General features: G+C 51.3%; 15 protein-coding genes. 6 read left to right on the top strand and 9 right to left on the bottom strand.

The features are described from left to right. Positions 1 to 154: 154 nt before the first annotated feature. The 3 genes from mmsB to chvE all read right to left on the bottom strand — a co-directional run bounded on the left by mmsB (position 155) and on the right by chvE (position 3,959). Positions 155 to 1,342: a multiple monosaccharide ABC transporter permease gene (mmsB, locus tag PMI41_RS02540; RefSeq protein WP_008121450.1), complete on the bottom strand. Its 1,188-nt coding sequence runs from the start codon at positions 1,340 to 1,342 to the stop codon at positions 155 to 157. A gap of 2 nt (positions 1,343 to 1,344) precedes the next feature. Next, entirely contained in the window at positions 1,345 to 2,868 is a 1,524-nt protein-coding gene (gene mmsA / locus PMI41_RS02535; protein ID WP_008121448.1) for a multiple monosaccharide ABC transporter ATP-binding protein, read from the bottom strand. 77 nt (positions 2,869 to 2,945) lie between these two features. Further along, positions 2,946 to 3,959: a multiple monosaccharide ABC transporter substrate-binding protein gene (gene chvE / locus PMI41_RS02530; RefSeq protein ID WP_052025818.1), complete on the bottom strand. Its 1,014-nt coding sequence runs from the start codon at positions 3,957 to 3,959 to the stop codon at positions 2,946 to 2,948. Between the two features lie 353 nt (positions 3,960 to 4,312). On the opposite strand from chvE, the gene araD1 reads away from it, so the two are divergent. Beyond that, entirely contained in the window at positions 4,313 to 5,305 is a 993-nt protein-coding gene (gene araD1 / locus PMI41_RS02525) for an AraD1 family protein (protein WP_008121442.1), read from the top strand. Positions 5,306 to 5,360: 55 nt separating this feature from the next. Here the strand turns inward: araD1 and PMI41_RS02520 are convergent, their stop codons facing one another. The 3 genes from PMI41_RS02520 to tam form a co-directional block, all read right to left on the bottom strand. Further along, entirely contained in the window at positions 5,361 to 6,110 is a 750-nt protein-coding gene (locus PMI41_RS02520; protein WP_040853530.1) for a FadR/GntR family transcriptional regulator, read from the bottom strand. Between the two features lie 261 nt (positions 6,111 to 6,371). Continuing rightward, a complete protein-coding gene (locus PMI41_RS02515; protein ID WP_008121437.1) occupies positions 6,372 to 7,664 on the bottom strand; it encodes an NCS2 family permease in 1,293 nt (430 codons plus the stop codon). Positions 7,665 to 7,693: 29 nt separating this feature from the next. Next, on the bottom strand, positions 7,694 to 8,530 hold the full coding sequence (gene tam / locus PMI41_RS02510) for a trans-aconitate 2-methyltransferase (RefSeq protein ID WP_008121435.1): 837 nt from the start codon (positions 8,528 to 8,530) through the stop codon (positions 7,694 to 7,696). A gap of 36 nt (positions 8,531 to 8,566) precedes the next feature. Here tam and PMI41_RS02505 point away from each other — a divergent pair, with 36 nt between their 5' ends. The 4 genes from PMI41_RS02505 (at position 8,567) to PMI41_RS02490 (ending at position 11,209) form a co-directional block, all read left to right on the top strand. Further along, positions 8,567 to 8,941: a YciI family protein gene (locus tag PMI41_RS02505; protein ID WP_008121434.1), complete on the top strand. Its 375-nt coding sequence runs from the start codon at positions 8,567 to 8,569 to the stop codon at positions 8,939 to 8,941. Beyond that, a complete protein-coding gene (locus tag PMI41_RS02500) occupies positions 8,938 to 10,179 on the top strand; it encodes an RNA polymerase sigma factor (protein ID WP_008121432.1) in 1,242 nt (413 codons plus the stop codon). Before PMI41_RS02505 ends, PMI41_RS02500 begins: the two co-directional genes overlap by 4 nt. An 84-nt stretch (positions 10,180 to 10,263) precedes the next feature. Then, entirely contained in the window at positions 10,264 to 10,734 is a 471-nt protein-coding gene (locus tag PMI41_RS02495) for an SRPBCC family protein (protein WP_008121431.1), read from the top strand. A 43-nt stretch (positions 10,735 to 10,777) separates the two neighbouring features. Next, positions 10,778 to 11,209, top strand: a complete 432-nt coding sequence (locus PMI41_RS02490) for a nuclear transport factor 2 family protein (RefSeq protein WP_008121429.1) — start codon at positions 10,778 to 10,780, stop codon at positions 11,207 to 11,209. Between the two features lie 3 nt (positions 11,210 to 11,212). Here the strand turns inward: PMI41_RS02490 and PMI41_RS02485 are convergent, their stop codons facing one another. After that, complete coding sequence (locus PMI41_RS02485; RefSeq protein ID WP_040853495.1) at positions 11,213 to 12,841, bottom strand: MFS transporter; 1,629 nt, start codon at positions 12,839 to 12,841, stop codon at positions 11,213 to 11,215. A 102-nt stretch (positions 12,842 to 12,943) separates the two neighbouring features. Here PMI41_RS02485 and PMI41_RS24920 point away from each other — a divergent pair, with 102 nt between their 5' ends. Next, the gene (locus tag PMI41_RS24920; protein ID WP_157179284.1) at positions 12,944 to 13,198 is read left to right on the top strand and encodes a hypothetical protein; all 255 of its coding nucleotides are present in this window, start codon (positions 12,944 to 12,946) and stop codon (positions 13,196 to 13,198) included. Here PMI41_RS24920 and PMI41_RS02480 read toward each other — a convergent pair. Continuing rightward, positions 13,191 to 13,727 (bottom strand): GNAT family N-acetyltransferase, encoded by a 537-nt coding sequence (locus tag PMI41_RS02480; RefSeq protein ID WP_008121426.1) that lies wholly within the window; start codon positions 13,725 to 13,727, stop codon positions 13,191 to 13,193. The two genes, PMI41_RS24920 and PMI41_RS02480, sit on opposite strands and share 8 nt — an antisense overlap. Before the next feature lie 17 nt (positions 13,728 to 13,744). Beyond that, on the bottom strand, positions 13,745 to 14,125 hold the full coding sequence (locus PMI41_RS02475) for a 4a-hydroxytetrahydrobiopterin dehydratase (protein WP_008121423.1): 381 nt from the start codon (positions 14,123 to 14,125) through the stop codon (positions 13,745 to 13,747). Positions 14,126 to 14,264 lie beyond the last annotated feature (139 nt).

The following is a 14,264-nucleotide window of genomic DNA, read 5'->3' as shown; positions in this document are numbered from 1 at the left end:
ACACTTACCCTGGGGATAACTCGTTTGAATTAGTGAATTTCCTGCGCCGGTTTACGATTTTTTCACAGAAAAGCCGGCGCTGCACATTCAAGCACAGCTCCGGCTTTGTACTACTGCAATTCCCATGCGGTGAAACGGAACCTGCGTCTAAAGATCAGGCTTTGTTCTTGTTGTAGACGTCAAAGACCACCGCTGCGAGAAGCACCAGTCCTTTGATTACCTGCTGCCAATCGATATTGACGCCCATGATTGACATGCCATTATTCATAACGCCCATGATGAAGGCCCCGATAACAGCCCCCATAACCTGACCGACACCACCCATTGCTGACGCACCACCAATAAACACAGCGGCAATCACATCCAGCTCAAAGCCAAGACCGGCTTTTGGTGTCGCCGTGTTCAAGCGTGCGGCGAAGATCAATCCGGCAAGCGCCGCGAGCACACCCATATTCACGAAGGTGAAGAAGGTGAGGCGTTCTGTCTTGATACCGGAAAGCTTTGCCGCTTTTTCGTTGCCACCCATGGCATAGATGCGTCGGCCAATCGTCATGCGCTTTGTCACGAACACGAAAAGGGCAATGAGCAACGACATAACCACGAGAACGTTGGGAAGGCCCTTATAAGAAGACAGCAGATAGACCAGAAACAGAATAATGCCGCCAATAATCAAATTCTTTGCCAGGAAGAGCGCGAATGGTTCGCCGTGATATCCGTGTTTCTCACGTTTGGCTCTACCGCGTACGCTCGAATAGACCATCAGCGCGACCAGAATAACGCCAATCAGCATAGAGGTAATGTTGAAACCGGCACCGCCGAAGAAATCCGGAATGAACCCGGAGCTCAAAAGCTGGAACTGTGGTGGAAACGGCCCAACGGACTGGCCACCAAGAAGCCAGAGGGCAAGGCCCTTGAAAACAAGCATGCCCGCCAGCGTGACGATAAAGGAGGGTATCTTGTGGTAAGCTACCCAATAGCCTTGCGCGGCACCTATAATACCGCCCATCGCAAGACAAAGAATCGTTGCCGGAACATAATGGATTTGCCACTTCACCATCATTACGGCAGCAAGCCCCCCAACAAAACCCGATACTGAGCCAACCGACAAATCAATATGTCCGGCAACAATGACCAGAAGCATGCCGAGGGCCATTATAATAATGTAGCTGTTCTGCAAGACCAGATTTGTCAGATTGACCGGGCGAAACAGCGTGCCATTGGTAGTGAACTGGAAGAATATCATGATCAGGATCAAGGCTGCGACCAAACCATATTCGCGCAAATTGCCTTTTGTGGCTGATCCATCGGTCTGAATTTTAGCCGGAGCAGTTTCGACACTCATGATTATTTCCCTTCAGCACGAATAATGGCGCGCATGATTTTTTCCTGACTGGCTTCACTGGCAGCCATTTCGCCAACAAGCCTGCCCTGATTCATGACATATATCCGGTCGCAAATGCCAAGCAGTTCAGGCATTTCAGACGAAATAACGAGCACGCTTTTTCCCATCGCCACAAGTTGATTGATGATCGAATAGATTTCATACTTTGCGCCGACATCAATACCCCGAGTAGGTTCATCCAGAATCAGAAGGTCCGGATCTGCAAAGAGCCATTTCGACAGGACAACCTTCTGCTGGTTGCCACCGGAAAGGTTGCCGGTTTTCTGATAAATGCTGGAGGAGCGGATATTGGTTTTGGCACGATATTCATTCGCTACCTTCAACTCTGCCATATCATCAAGCACACCGCTGCTGGATACACCTTCCAGATTAACGATTGTCGTATTGTGCTTGATATGATCGATCAGGTTAAGGCCATAGGTTTTGCGGTCTTCGGTAACATAGGCAATGCCGTTATCGATGGCCTTTCCGATGGTTGAAACATCGGCCTTCTTTCCCTTGATAAAAACCTCGCCGCTGATGTTACGGCCATAGGCTCTGCCGAAAACACTCATGGCGAACTCGGTACGCCCGGCCCCCATCAGGCCGGCAATACCGACGACCTCTCCCTTGCGAACGTTAAGGGTAATGCCGTTAACAACTGTCCGGTCACCGTGGATGTGATGGTGAACCACCCAATCTTTTACTTCAAAGACAACCTCGCCAATATTCGGCTCGCGCTGCGGATACCGGTCAGCCAGTTGGCGCCCCACCATCAGTGTGACGATCTTGTCTTCGGAAATATCCTGTTTATCCAGCGTCTCGATTGTAGCACCGTCACGTAAAACCGTAATGCGATCAGCAACTTTGCCCACTTCATTGAGTTTGTGAGAAATCAGGATCGATGAAATGCCCTGCGCCTTGAATTCAAGTAACAGCTCAAGCAAGGCATCACTGTCCTTTTCATTGAGACTGGCCGTGGGCTCGTCAAGGATTAGCAGCTCAACTTCCTTCGACAGCGCCTTGGCAATCTCAACCAGTTGTTGCTTGCCCACACCGAGATTTGTGACGAGCGTTAGCGGGTCCTCTTTCAAGCCGACTTTGGCAAGCAATTCGCGTGTGCGGTTTTCCGCAACATGCCAGTCAATAATACCGAACTTTGCAGGCTCATTACCAAGGAAGATGTTCTCGGCGATCGATAGCAGCGGCACTAGCGCCAGCTCCTGATGGATGATGATAATGCCCTTTTTCTCGCTGTCGCTGATATCGCGGAACCGTTGCTCTTCGCCCTTGTAGAAAATCTCCCCCTCATAGCTGCCATGAGGATAAACACCGCTCAGCACCTTCATAAGGGTAGATTTGCCAGCTCCATTCTCGCCGACCAGAGCGTGAATCTCGCCTTTTCTTACGTTGAGATTGACATTATTGAGCGCTTTGACCCCCGGAAAGGTCTTGGTGATATTGCGCATTTCGAGGATGGTTTCCATCGAGATCCTCATCGACGTCACTACAATAGGAAATGAACCCTGCACGCATCTGTGCAGGGTTCATTTGTGCTCATGACTTACTTCAGCTGGTCTTCGGTATAATAACCGCCGCCAACCAGAATTTCCTTCCAGTTCGACTTGTCGACCTCGACAGGCTTCAACAGATAGGCAGGAACAACTTTCACACCATTATTATAGGTCTTGGTGTCGTTGATCTCCGGCTCTTCGCCCTTCAGCACCTTGTCGATAAGATTGGCTGTAACCTTGGCCAGCTCACGCGTGTCCTTGTAAATCGTCGAGTATTGTTCGCCTGCTTCGATCGATTTAACCGAAGGAACTTCCGCATCCTGCCCGGAAACAAACGGGAATGGCTGATCCTTGGAGCCATAGCCTACACCGCGCAATGACGAAAGAATGCCGATGGAAAGACCATCATATGGCGAGAGAACGGCATCGACTTTCTTGTCGGTATAATAGGCCGACAAGAGATTATCCATACGGGCTTGAGCCACCGCACCATCCCAGCGCAGGGTTCCGACCTTATCCATACCTGTCTGACCGGATTGAACGACGAGCTTGCCACTATCGATCAAAGGCTGAAGTACGGACATTGCGCCGTCATAGAAGAAGAAGGCATTATTATCGTCAGGTGAACCGCCGAACAGTTCGATATTGAAAGGGCCCTTTGCTTCAGGAAGGCCTAGACCTTTGACTAGGGAGCCTGCCTGCAGAACACCCACTTGGAAGTTGTCGAAGGTTGTATAGTAGTCAACATTTCCGGAATCGCGGATGAGACGATCATAGGCAATGACCTTGATGCCTGCATCGTGCGCCTGCTGCAGGACGTTCGAAAGCGTCGTGCCATCTATGGCGCCGATCACCAGAACCTTGACACCCTTGGTGACCATGTTTTCAATTTGCGCAAGCTGATTTGGAATGTCATCTTCCGCATACTGCAAATCCGTACCATAACCGCGCTCTTTCAAAGCCTTTACCATGTTGTCGCCATCGGCGATCCAACGCGCGGAGGCTTTGGTAGGCATGGAAATACCGACCGTGCCCTTATCCTGTGCGAATGTTTGCGTGCTCATCGCGCCGAGCGCGATCAGTCCCGCAGCAACCAGATTGAGTATTTTCACTTCTATCCTCCCAGTTTCCAATCACGTTCGATACACTTCTGTCGGCCTCGGCCAGCTTATCGGTATCGAACCAGTTCCTCCCAGAGCAGGGTCCGCTTGAACACTTATCCGAAAAGTATGACTTTTGGAATAGGTCATGCTGCCCGATCATCAGATTCAGCCGCCCCTATTCGCAAAAGCAAACTCTGGCCAGCAATTCCAATAACAATTCAATATAATACTATTATAATATTTTTGGAAAGATGAGTCGACGCATCGAGCTACCGCGCATATAAATGACCGCGATAAACATCCGGGAGGAAGCTGTGAATCTGGTTCAATTGATCAATGCCAAAGGCAAGCGGCAGGTCGCTGCACGTTCAGGCGAAGAATTCCGCCATGTAAAGCGGACGCGCTCCGTGCTTGAACTGGCCCACGCTGCAATTGAAGCCGGGACCGGCATTGCAGCCATCATCGAAAGCCGGGGGCTTGGCAAGACAGTTGATGTTCAAACTGCCTATAGCGAAGGCCGCTTATTACCACCGATAGATACGCACGATCCATCACATATCCATTTGACCGGTACGGGTCTGACCCATCTGGGTTCTGCTTCTACGCGTGATGCAATGCATCGCAAGATTGGTAACGCAGAAGAAGAAACGCTGACCGACTCTATGAAGATGTTCCGCATGGGCGTTGAGGAAGGCAAGCCAAAGAAGGGAAAGGCCGGGGTGCAGCCGGAATGGTTCTACAAGGGGAATGGGTCGATGTTGACGGGCCCCGGCCAGCCATTGGTTTCTCCGGCCTTCGCTGATGACGCGGGAGAAGAACCTGAGATTGCCGGCATCTATGTTATTGGGCCGGATGGCACTCCTTTCCGCCTCGGCTTTGCACTGGCCAACGAGTTCTCCGACCACGTTATGGAGCGCGTTAATTATCTATATCTCGCCCATTCCAAATTACGTCCCTGCTCCGTGGGACCGGAACTGCTTCTTGGTGATCTGCCTGCAGATATTCGCGGTACATCTCGCATTTCCCGAAAGAATAAAACCATATGGGAAAAGCCGTTTCTTTCAGGCGAGGACAACATGTCCCATACGATTGCAAACCTTGAACACCATCACTTCAAGTATTCCGTTTTCCGGCAGCCCGGTGATATTCACATCCACATGTTCGGGACCGCAACACTGTCCTTTGCCGATGGGATCAGGGCTGAAAATGGCGATGTTTTCGAGATCGACGCGCCTGCCTTCGGTCTGCCTCTACGCAACCCGCTCAAGCTGGAAAAACCTGCCAAGGTAAAAGTTACCGCACTTTGAACCAGCATGCTCTCTGCCATCCTGATGGCCGGGAGCATAAGACCATTGTGAGAGACTAGAGCGCTTTTCGGCCTGCTACCAGCACCCGTTCCGCACCCTCTGCGATGACCACGCGCATTGCAGCCTTTGCGGCTTCAACATTACCGTCGCGGATGGCTACGGCAATTGCCGCGTGGCGCGCAACAGAGCGTATATGGCTTTCTGAATTGGGTATGGGGGAACTGATAGTGAAGGTCGTCACAAGGGCCACCTCAATCAGAGCGCTGATTGAGCGCATAAATGGGTTACCGGAAGCTTCCGCTACGGCGATGTGAAACTGCAGATCGCTGTAAACAAAATCCGTTGCGGACTCTTTGGCCTCCCCCATCCGCTCGACCCATGTGAACAACGTTTCCAGTTGTTCATCGGTACGGCGCAGCGCTGCCAGTCCTGCCGCTTCCGGCTCCAGCGCCAAGCGCATTTCAACAATGCTCGCCAGAAACTCCGCTGTTGCTCCTGCCTCAAAATGCCAGACAAGAATATCAGGATCGAAGAGATTCCAGTGCGAACGTTCCAACACTCTTGTGCCAATCTTGGCTTTTGGCTGGATCAGGCCCTTGGCAGCCAGTGTTTTCAGCGCCTCACGCAATACTGTGCGCGACACACCAAAGCGCTGCAAAAGCTCCGTATCGCCTGGCAATATGCTGTTCTCGGGATAGGCACCGCTGATGATCTTCAAACCGAGATCCCGCATGACATGACCATGATGCGTACGCGACTGGCCAGTCGTGCGAAAATCGTAATCGGTGAGTTCCCTGCTTGCCAAATGCTCGCCTGTAAATTCTTGCGTTACTATATACTTATGAAGATTGTAAAACATGCCGTGCAACGGTTTTAACCGCACAGCCTCTGCCTCCCGCTCTCCCTCACATCTTATTTATAATATTATAATATCATTCACAATCGACAATATCTGCATGCCAAAACGGTTGGGTGCCGAATGCATTTTCAGCGGACAAACAATTAACCTTTTCGACTATGGAATGAACAGCGCGGATGCCAAATATCCGCGCTGTTGTTGTATTTTTCAGTGCGGAAAGAACGCAAACCTGATTACGAATAGAACCGCAACAAGCAACGTCGCGAGATGAATATCTCTGAACTTTCCGGTTACTGTTTTTAGAACGACGTAGCTGATAAAGCCAAAAGCAAGGCCGTTTGCGATTGAATAAGTGAATGGCATAACCAGTGCCGTCAACGCTGCTGGTGTAGCTTCCGTGATGTCATTCCATTCAATTTCCACCAGTTCATGCATCATCAAACCCGCAACATAAAGCAGTGCGGGAGCTGTTGCGTAGCTTGGAACGGACGCAGCCAAAGGTGAGATAAACAAGGCTGCCAAGAACAGTAGCGCGACGATTAAAGCGGTTAGTCCGGTACGTCCACCTGCCTGCACGCCGGAGGCACTTTCAACATAGGCCGTGGTGCTGCTGGTGCCGAGAACAGAACCGGCGACAATGGCTGTGCTATCTGCAAAAAGCGCGCGGCCAAGGCGGTTTGGCTTGCCTTCTTCGATCAAACCTGCACGTTTGCTGACACCGATAAGAGTACCGGTAGCATCAAAAACCTCGACCAATACGAACACGAGGATGACCTGCAGAAAACCGGTATGCAAAGCGCCCATGATATCAAGCTGGAAGAAGGTTGGTGCGAGACTTGGCGGCATGGAGAACACGCCTTTGAATTCGCTTACCCCAAGCAGCATGGAAAGGACGGTGACAACCAGAATCCCGATGAGAATGGCACCGCGAATTTTCAGCGCATCCAGAGCGGCAATGACAAAGAAGCCAAGTATAGCAAGTAGAACGCCTGTATCGCCAAGATTACCCAATCCGACAAGCGTCGCCGGGTTATCCACGACGATGCCCGACGTTTTCAAAGCGATCAGCGCGAGGAACAGTCCGATACCCGCCGCGATGGCGCTGCGTATCGATTTTGGAATGCCCGTAACAAGCCAGCTACGAATGCCGGTCACTGTCAGCAGCAGGAAGATACAGCCCGAAATGAAGACTGCGCCCAGCGCCTGCTGCCAGGTAAAACCCAGCGCTGCTACGACTGTAAAGGCAAAGAATGCGTTGAGGCCCATGCCAGGTGCCATGCCGATTGGCCAGTTGGCAACAAGAGCCATGATGGCCGAACCAAGCGCCGCTGCCAGACAGGTGGCAACAAAAACAGCGTTTCGATCCATACCTGTTGACGACAAAATGTCGGGATTGACGAAAATTATATACGACATGGTCAGGAACGTTGTCAGTCCTGCCAATACTTCAGTGCGAATGGATGTATTGTGATCGGTAAGCTTGAAGAGCTTTTCGAACATGGTCTTCCCCCTTGGCTAATGCCCGGTTTTCATTTTGTCGCTATAATGAAGAGGCGAGGAAATGGCAAAAGCACCACGCCATCGCTCATCGGCTTATAGGACCGTGCGAGAACTTCCCTATATTTTTCAAGGAATTGCGGTTTTTCGTCTTCGTTTAACGCTGCAAGATAAGGCCGCAAGGCCGATCCAAGAAACCATTGGACGATGCCCTCGATACCTTCCAGCGGATGGTGATAGGTCGTACGCCAGATATCCACGCGTTTGCCGTGCGGTTTAAGTAGATCATAGTAAAATGATGCGTCGCCAAGGCTGCTCCTCGTGGCATTGGCCTTGGCAAGCTTTTCCGCCCAGCTTTTATCGCTCGCGACTTCACGCATTGCGATATGCGTGGGCTGCTCCAGATTGTCCGGCATCTGTATTGCCAAAGAACCATTGGTATTGAGAAAGCCCATGAATTGCGGGAAAAGTTTGTCGTGCCCGGATAGCCATTGCATCGAAGCATTAGCGTAAAGAACATCAGCTTTCTTTTCCGGGCGCCAAGTATCCAGATCGCCCTGTTCAAAGCGGCAATCGGGCAATCGTTCACTCGCTTGCGCGATCATCTCTGCAGATGAGTCTATTCCCAGAATTTCTGCTGAAGGATACCGTTTCAGCAAGAGTTCTGTAGAGTTTCCCGGTCCGCACCCCAGATCTACTGCAAATTCTACTTGGTTTGTTGGCACGGCGGCCAAAAGGTCGTTTGCCGGGCGCGTACGTTCATCCTCGAACTTCAGATATTGCTCTGGTGACCAGCCTGTTTTTCTCACAATGACGCCTTTCAAATACCGAATCGCAATATATTTTGACCGGTTGTCGGGATTAGTCATACTGGTTCGTCATCCTATCAAGAAGAGGAAATTGAAATGCTCTACGCCATTCTTTGCTACAATGATGAAGACGTTGTCGGCGCTTGGACAAAAGAAGAAGATGACGAGGTAATGACACGGCTGGCAGCCGTTCAGGAAAAGCTCACCAAGCAGGGCCGTCTTGGACCCGTTGCGCGCCTTATGCCGACAACGGCGGCAACCACATTGCGCAAGAGCGGCAATGAGCCAATCGTAATCGATGGTCCCTTCGCTGAGACCAAGGAACAGTTCCTCGGGTTCTATGTCGTCGATTGCGCTTCTCTTGATGAAGCGCTTGATATTTCCCGTGAACTGTCAATCGCAAACCCCGGTACGGGCTCATATGAGATCCGGCCAATTTCAATATTCAGACCTGGACAAACCACATCATGACAGATGCTAATTGGATCGACGCGGCATTGACAGCAGCCCGCCCACAAGCAGTGGGTGCTCTTCTTCGCTATTTTCGCAACCTTGATGTAGCGGAAGAGGCCTTTCAGGAGGCGTGCGTAAAGGCGCTGAAAAATTGGACCAAAAATGGCCCGCCGCGCGATCCTACAGCATGGCTGATTTTTGTCGGCCGCAACAGCGCAATAGACGTGGTTCGCCGTCAGGCAAAGCAACAGCCCCTGCCGCCGGAAGAAGTCCTGTCTGATCTGGAGGACAATGAAACGGCAATCGCCGAAAAAATTGACGGTGCCGATTATCGTGACGATATCCTGCGGCTCTTGTTCATTTGCTGCCACCCGGACCTTCCGGCAACGCAACAGATTCCACTCGCACTGAGAATCGTTTCAGGCCTTTCAGTCAAGCAGATTGCCAAAGCGTTTCTGGTTGGCGAAAGCGCCATGGAACAGCGGATAACCCGTGCGAAAGGCCGCATTGCAGCGGGCGAAATTCCTTTTGAAACGCCTGATCCAATAGAGCGTGCGGAACGGCTGGCGGCTGTGGCAGCCATGGTTTATCTGATTTTCAACGAGGGTTATTCCGCAGCGGCCAACGAACAGCAGGCCCGTATTCCACTGTGCGAGGAAGCGATCCGCCTGATACGGCTCTTGCTGCGAATGTACCCGACGGAACCTGAAATAATGGGCCTTGCCGCACTGCTATTGCTGCAAAATGCACGTTCAGCTGCACGCTTTGATGCAAAGGGCGAAGTCGTGCTCCTTGAGGATCAGGACCGCAAGCTCTGGAATCGCGAAATGATCAATGAGGGCCTCGCCCTGATTGATAAGGCAATGCGCCACAGGCAGCCGGGCCCCTACCAAATTCAGTCGGCAATTGCTGCACTTCATGCCCGGGCCCAAACAGCCGATGCCACTGACTGGATCGAAATAGATTTGCTCTATGGCGCGCTGGAACGCATGATGCCATCGCCAGTTATTACGCTCAATCGCGCGGTTGCCGTTGCCAAGGTGCGTGGCCCCGCGGCGGCGCTAACGCTCATAGAGCCGCTGGAAGAGCGCCTCTCCGGTTACTTTCATTATTTCGGCGTCAAGGGTGGCCTGTTGATGAAAATCGGACGGAATGGCGAAGCACGCGAAGCGTTCAACCGCGCCATCGCCCTTGCCAATACAGCCGCGGAAGCTGCTCACATCCGCATGCATCTCGACAGTCTCTCCAAAAAATAAATTTCATTTTTTTTAAGGGCCGTTGTCGGATTGACTATTGGCCATTCGTCCTTGGTTCAGAACACCGAAACAAGGAGAACTGTAATGAACACACCAGCAACTACTGATCGCGATCTCGTTCTGACACGTCTCATCAATGCGCCACGGGAAAAGGTTTACAGAGCCTGGACCGATGCGGAAGTGCTGAAGCAATGGTTTGCACCCCTGCCCTATACGACACCTCATGCCGAACTGGATGTCCGCGTCGGCGGCTCAAACTACATCACCATGCGGGGGCCTGACGGCAATGAATTTCCGAACAGGGGCGTCTATCTGGAGGTCGTCAAAAACGAGCGCATTGTTGTAACAGATGCTTACACAACTGCTTGGGTACCCTCAGAAAAACCTTTCATGACAATCATTCTTACTTTCGAAGAGCAGGACGGGAAAACGAAATACACAGCCCTCGTCCGGCATTGGTCAGTAGCTGATCGCGAAGCACATGAGAAGATGGGATTCCACGAAGGTTGGGGTCAATGCACCGATCAACTTGAAGCGTTAGTCGCTAAACTTTGAACGATGTAATGCACCCTGAAAGAATATTCGGAAGGAAGTAACCGTGGTAAATATTAGTGAAGACGCTGCAATAGAAGCCGTTATCAATGATTGGTCACAAGCTATTACCAGCAAAGATGCGCGGCGCACCCTTTCCTGCCTGACTGATGACATTGTCGAGTTTAGCCTCGCCCCGCCTTTGCAATATAGCGGCAAGGATGCTGACGGCATTCAAGGCTGGTTCGATACATGGATTGGAAATATTGGCAATGAAGCGCGTGACGTACATATCACTTCAAGCGGCGATGTGGCCTTCGTGCGATGCCTGGTACGAATGACAGGCACGAAGACCAGTGGCGAAAAAGCCGATCTCTGGTTTCGACAAACATTAGGTCTGATCAAGCGGGACGATATCTGGAAAATTGCTCATACCCACGCCTCCGTACCATTCTATATGGATGGAAGTTTCAAGGCTGCCATTGATCTAACACCCTGATAATCAAGACATATCTATCGGCATTTTGTGAGCGGCAATATCGTGCGGCAGGGTCGTCTGCCGCTCGATCATGCGGTGCACACGCGGCTCGGCATCCCCTTTGTGCAGGGCTCTAATTCTTGTTCCGACGATAGCATCAGCCTTGGTGCGCCGCTGATTATGCCTGACATATTCCACCCAGGTCGGCGTATGGTAGCTTTCCGTCCAGACTTCGGGATTTTCCAGATCGCGCATCAATGCCCAATGTCCCGCTCCATCGCGAATCCGGATGCGCCGCCGGGTTGCCATCACCTGAAGAAACTCATTCATGTCTTCTTCTTTGATAATGTAATCAATCATGATGACAATGGGGCCGCTGCGCGGCTTCAGATCAAGCGCCAGTAGCGGTTCGCTGAAAAGATTAAGTGGATCGAGATTGAGTGTCTTGAACTCAGGCAAAGCATAACGAAGTCCAATAGCGCCACCAATAAGCATTACCACACTCGACGCAAGCAACGCCATTTCAGCACCGTTTTCCGCCGCTGCCTGACCCCATATCCAGCTTCCCCCGGCAATGCCGCCAAAGGTGGTCGTCTGATAGAGAGAGAGCGCACGACCCACAACCCAGCGTGGTGTCGACAGCTGTACGGTAACGTTGAAGAGCGATAATGCCAGAACCCAGCACGCGCCGGAAACGAGCAATGCGGCGCTGGTCAACCATGTATTGGTGCTGACGGCGGTCAAAATAGCACTAAGCGCAAAGCCGATAAAAGCTGACTTTACAATGGCTTCACTCGACATGAACTCTCGCAGACGCGCGCTCAGCAGCGCTCCTCCTATTGCCCCGATGCCAAAGGCACCGAGAAGAACACCGTAAACCAGCGGCCCTCCGCCAACGAGATCGCGTGCAACCAGCGGAAGCAATGCCAGGACGGCACTCGCAGAAAGGCCGAACACAAAGCTGCGGAAGATGACTTTTGCAATGTTCGGAGACATCGCAACATAGCGCAGACCAGCAGAAATTGCCCGACCCATAGTTTCGCGAGGCAATGGATTAGTGTCGTATTTTGGCTGCCAGCGAAACAACGCCAAAATCAAAGGCAAGTAACTTAATGTATTAACAGCAAATGCTGCCGCAGCACCCGCAAAAGCGACTATCGCACCACCAATTGCCGGGCCCACGCTGCGGGTAATATTAAAACCCATACTATTGAGAGCTACAGCACCGGGAAGATCATCACGCGGAACCATATCACCAACAGATGCCTGCCAGGAGGGATTATTCAGCGCTGTTCCGCAACCAAGCATGAAAGTAAAAGTAAGAAGCAACCAAGGTGTAATGAGCCCGAAATAAGCAAAAGCAGACAGGGAAACCGAGACCGCCAGCATGAAACTTTGGGCGACAAGCATGACTCTGCGGCGATTGAAATTATCGGCCAACGCACCAGAAACCAATGAAAACAACATGATAGGTAGCGCTGTAGACGCCTGAACCAAGGCAACCATCCCCACGGAATTCGATATTGTCGTCATCATCCAGGCCGCACCAACAGACTGGATCAACGATCCAAAATTTGAGGATAGACTTGCAATCCAGATGTTGCGGAAAGTATCGTTTTTGAACGGCGCCAAGGGCGATTTTCGGTCTGTCACCGCGTCAACTTTCTTGTTCGGGCAAGGTCGCTTCGGGTCTTATATATTACAGGCAATAATTCCCGTAGCGCCAGTCATGGACTGGAATAAGGCTCATGAAATTTGCGCTTAGCACAACTTTGGACAACTAAATTTCGCCTGTTGGTTGCTATTTTGCTCCCAAATTCGGCGATTTTGCTCCCCCAAATGACGAATTTCCTCGCAGATCAGAGCCATTTTGCCGCAACGCTGCTCGAAACCTCGTTTTTCATGGCAAAACAGGTCGATTCGGCCTGTTTTGCCAAAAAAGTTAATCGAACGGTCGTTTCTTTAATCTCGAATCGCCACTTCCAGTTTTTTTCCGGAGCGATTATTTGACCTTGGAATACATGAGACAGTCGCGCGGAGCATCCGAAACATTCGGATGACGGGTCCAGCGTCGTAATACGCCTTCATAGGTCATGCCGACTTTTTCCATGACCCGGGCAGAGCTGATATTCTCGACATCGCAATAGGCCTCTGCCCGCCAGATATCCGGCTGGGCCAAAGCAAGATCAATCAATGTGGAAAGCGCTTCCGGCACATAACCCTTACCCCAATAATTTCGGCCCATGGCATAACCAAAGGTTGCACGCTCATCTCTAACCCGCATCATCACCATTCCGATCAGCGGCGAATCCTTTTCCAGGCAAATGGCATAGGTGTAGCTTTTGCCCTGATCCCAGTCTTCCTTGACCTGACGAAGATAATCACGCGTATCTTTGATCGATTGATGCGAATGCCATGACAGATAGCGGATCACTTCAGCATCATGTCCGTAACCATCAAAAATAGCTGATGCATCGCGCAGCTGTGCACGCCGGAGAAACAGCCTGCTACTTTCAATCTTGGCTGGTGGAAACGACACTTGCGCAACCCTACCGTTTAGACATCATATTTGAGATAGGCATAACGAGGATCGTCCTGTGGCGTTCCCTCTAGTGCACCATCTTCCTTGCCCGGCTGCCACTGCACGACTTTTTCAATCATTGCCGCGAGCGTGAAATCCTTGTCGCTGATGCCTTTGGCCTCATGATCGGAAAGCGTAATCTTTACGGACGAATAGGAGAGATTGAGATCCGGATGATGCCACGCGGCCTCTGCAAGATGGGCAATCGCACCGGCAACCATCAATGTCGATTTCCAGCCATGGGTTTTGTAAGTGCGGCAGATCAAACCGTCTTCATATGTCCAATGTGGTAGCTCGCTTTTCAGGCGAGTTACGATCTCGGACTCCGAATAGGTTTTCGATTTCGGTCGGCTCATCGTGCTCTCTCCCATTGTCCGGACAATTATCCCGCGACAACAAGGCGATTATTTAGCACACGGTCAAACTATCCCGAGCAGACCCTGAATAAATTTGCAAGAACTTGGTAAATATAGACAATTTTAATTATGGTTGTTT

Origin of the sequence: Phyllobacterium sp. YR531, assembly GCF_000282595.1 — a bacterium.
Taxonomy (GTDB): Bacteria; Pseudomonadota; Alphaproteobacteria; order Rhizobiales; family Rhizobiaceae; genus Phyllobacterium.
The sequence above is the reverse complement of the archived record's forward strand: the minus strand, read 5'-3'. Positions and strand labels throughout refer to the sequence as shown.

What these genes read in the sequence shown, in the direction of transcription:
- PMI41_RS02515 (WP_008121437.1), bottom strand. Translation starts at nt 7,664, where the DNA reads ATGTTCGAAAAGCTCTTCAAGCTTACCGATCACAATACATCCATTCGC.
- mmsB (WP_008121450.1), bottom strand. Translation starts at nt 1,342, where the DNA reads ATGAGTGTCGAAACTGCTCCGGCTAAAATTCAGACCGATGGATCAGCC.
- PMI41_RS02475 (WP_008121423.1), bottom strand. Translation starts at nt 14,125, where the DNA reads ATGAGCCGACCGAAATCGAAAACCTATTCGGAGTCCGAGATCGTAACT.
- chvE (WP_052025818.1), bottom strand. Translation starts at nt 3,959, where the DNA reads ATGAGCACGCAAACATTCGCACAGGATAAGGGCACGGTCGGTATTTCC.
- PMI41_RS02495 (WP_008121431.1), top strand. Translation starts at nt 10,264, where the DNA reads ATGAACACACCAGCAACTACTGATCGCGATCTCGTTCTGACACGTCTC.
- tam (WP_008121435.1), bottom strand. Translation starts at nt 8,530, where the DNA reads ATGACTAATCCCGACAACCGGTCAAAATATATTGCGATTCGGTATTTG.
- mmsA (WP_008121448.1), bottom strand. Translation starts at nt 2,868, where the DNA reads ATGGAAACCATCCTCGAAATGCGCAATATCACCAAGACCTTTCCGGGG.
- PMI41_RS02505 (WP_008121434.1), top strand. Translation starts at nt 8,567, where the DNA reads ATGCTCTACGCCATTCTTTGCTACAATGATGAAGACGTTGTCGGCGCT.
- PMI41_RS02500 (WP_008121432.1), top strand. Translation starts at nt 8,938, where the DNA reads ATGACAGATGCTAATTGGATCGACGCGGCATTGACAGCAGCCCGCCCA.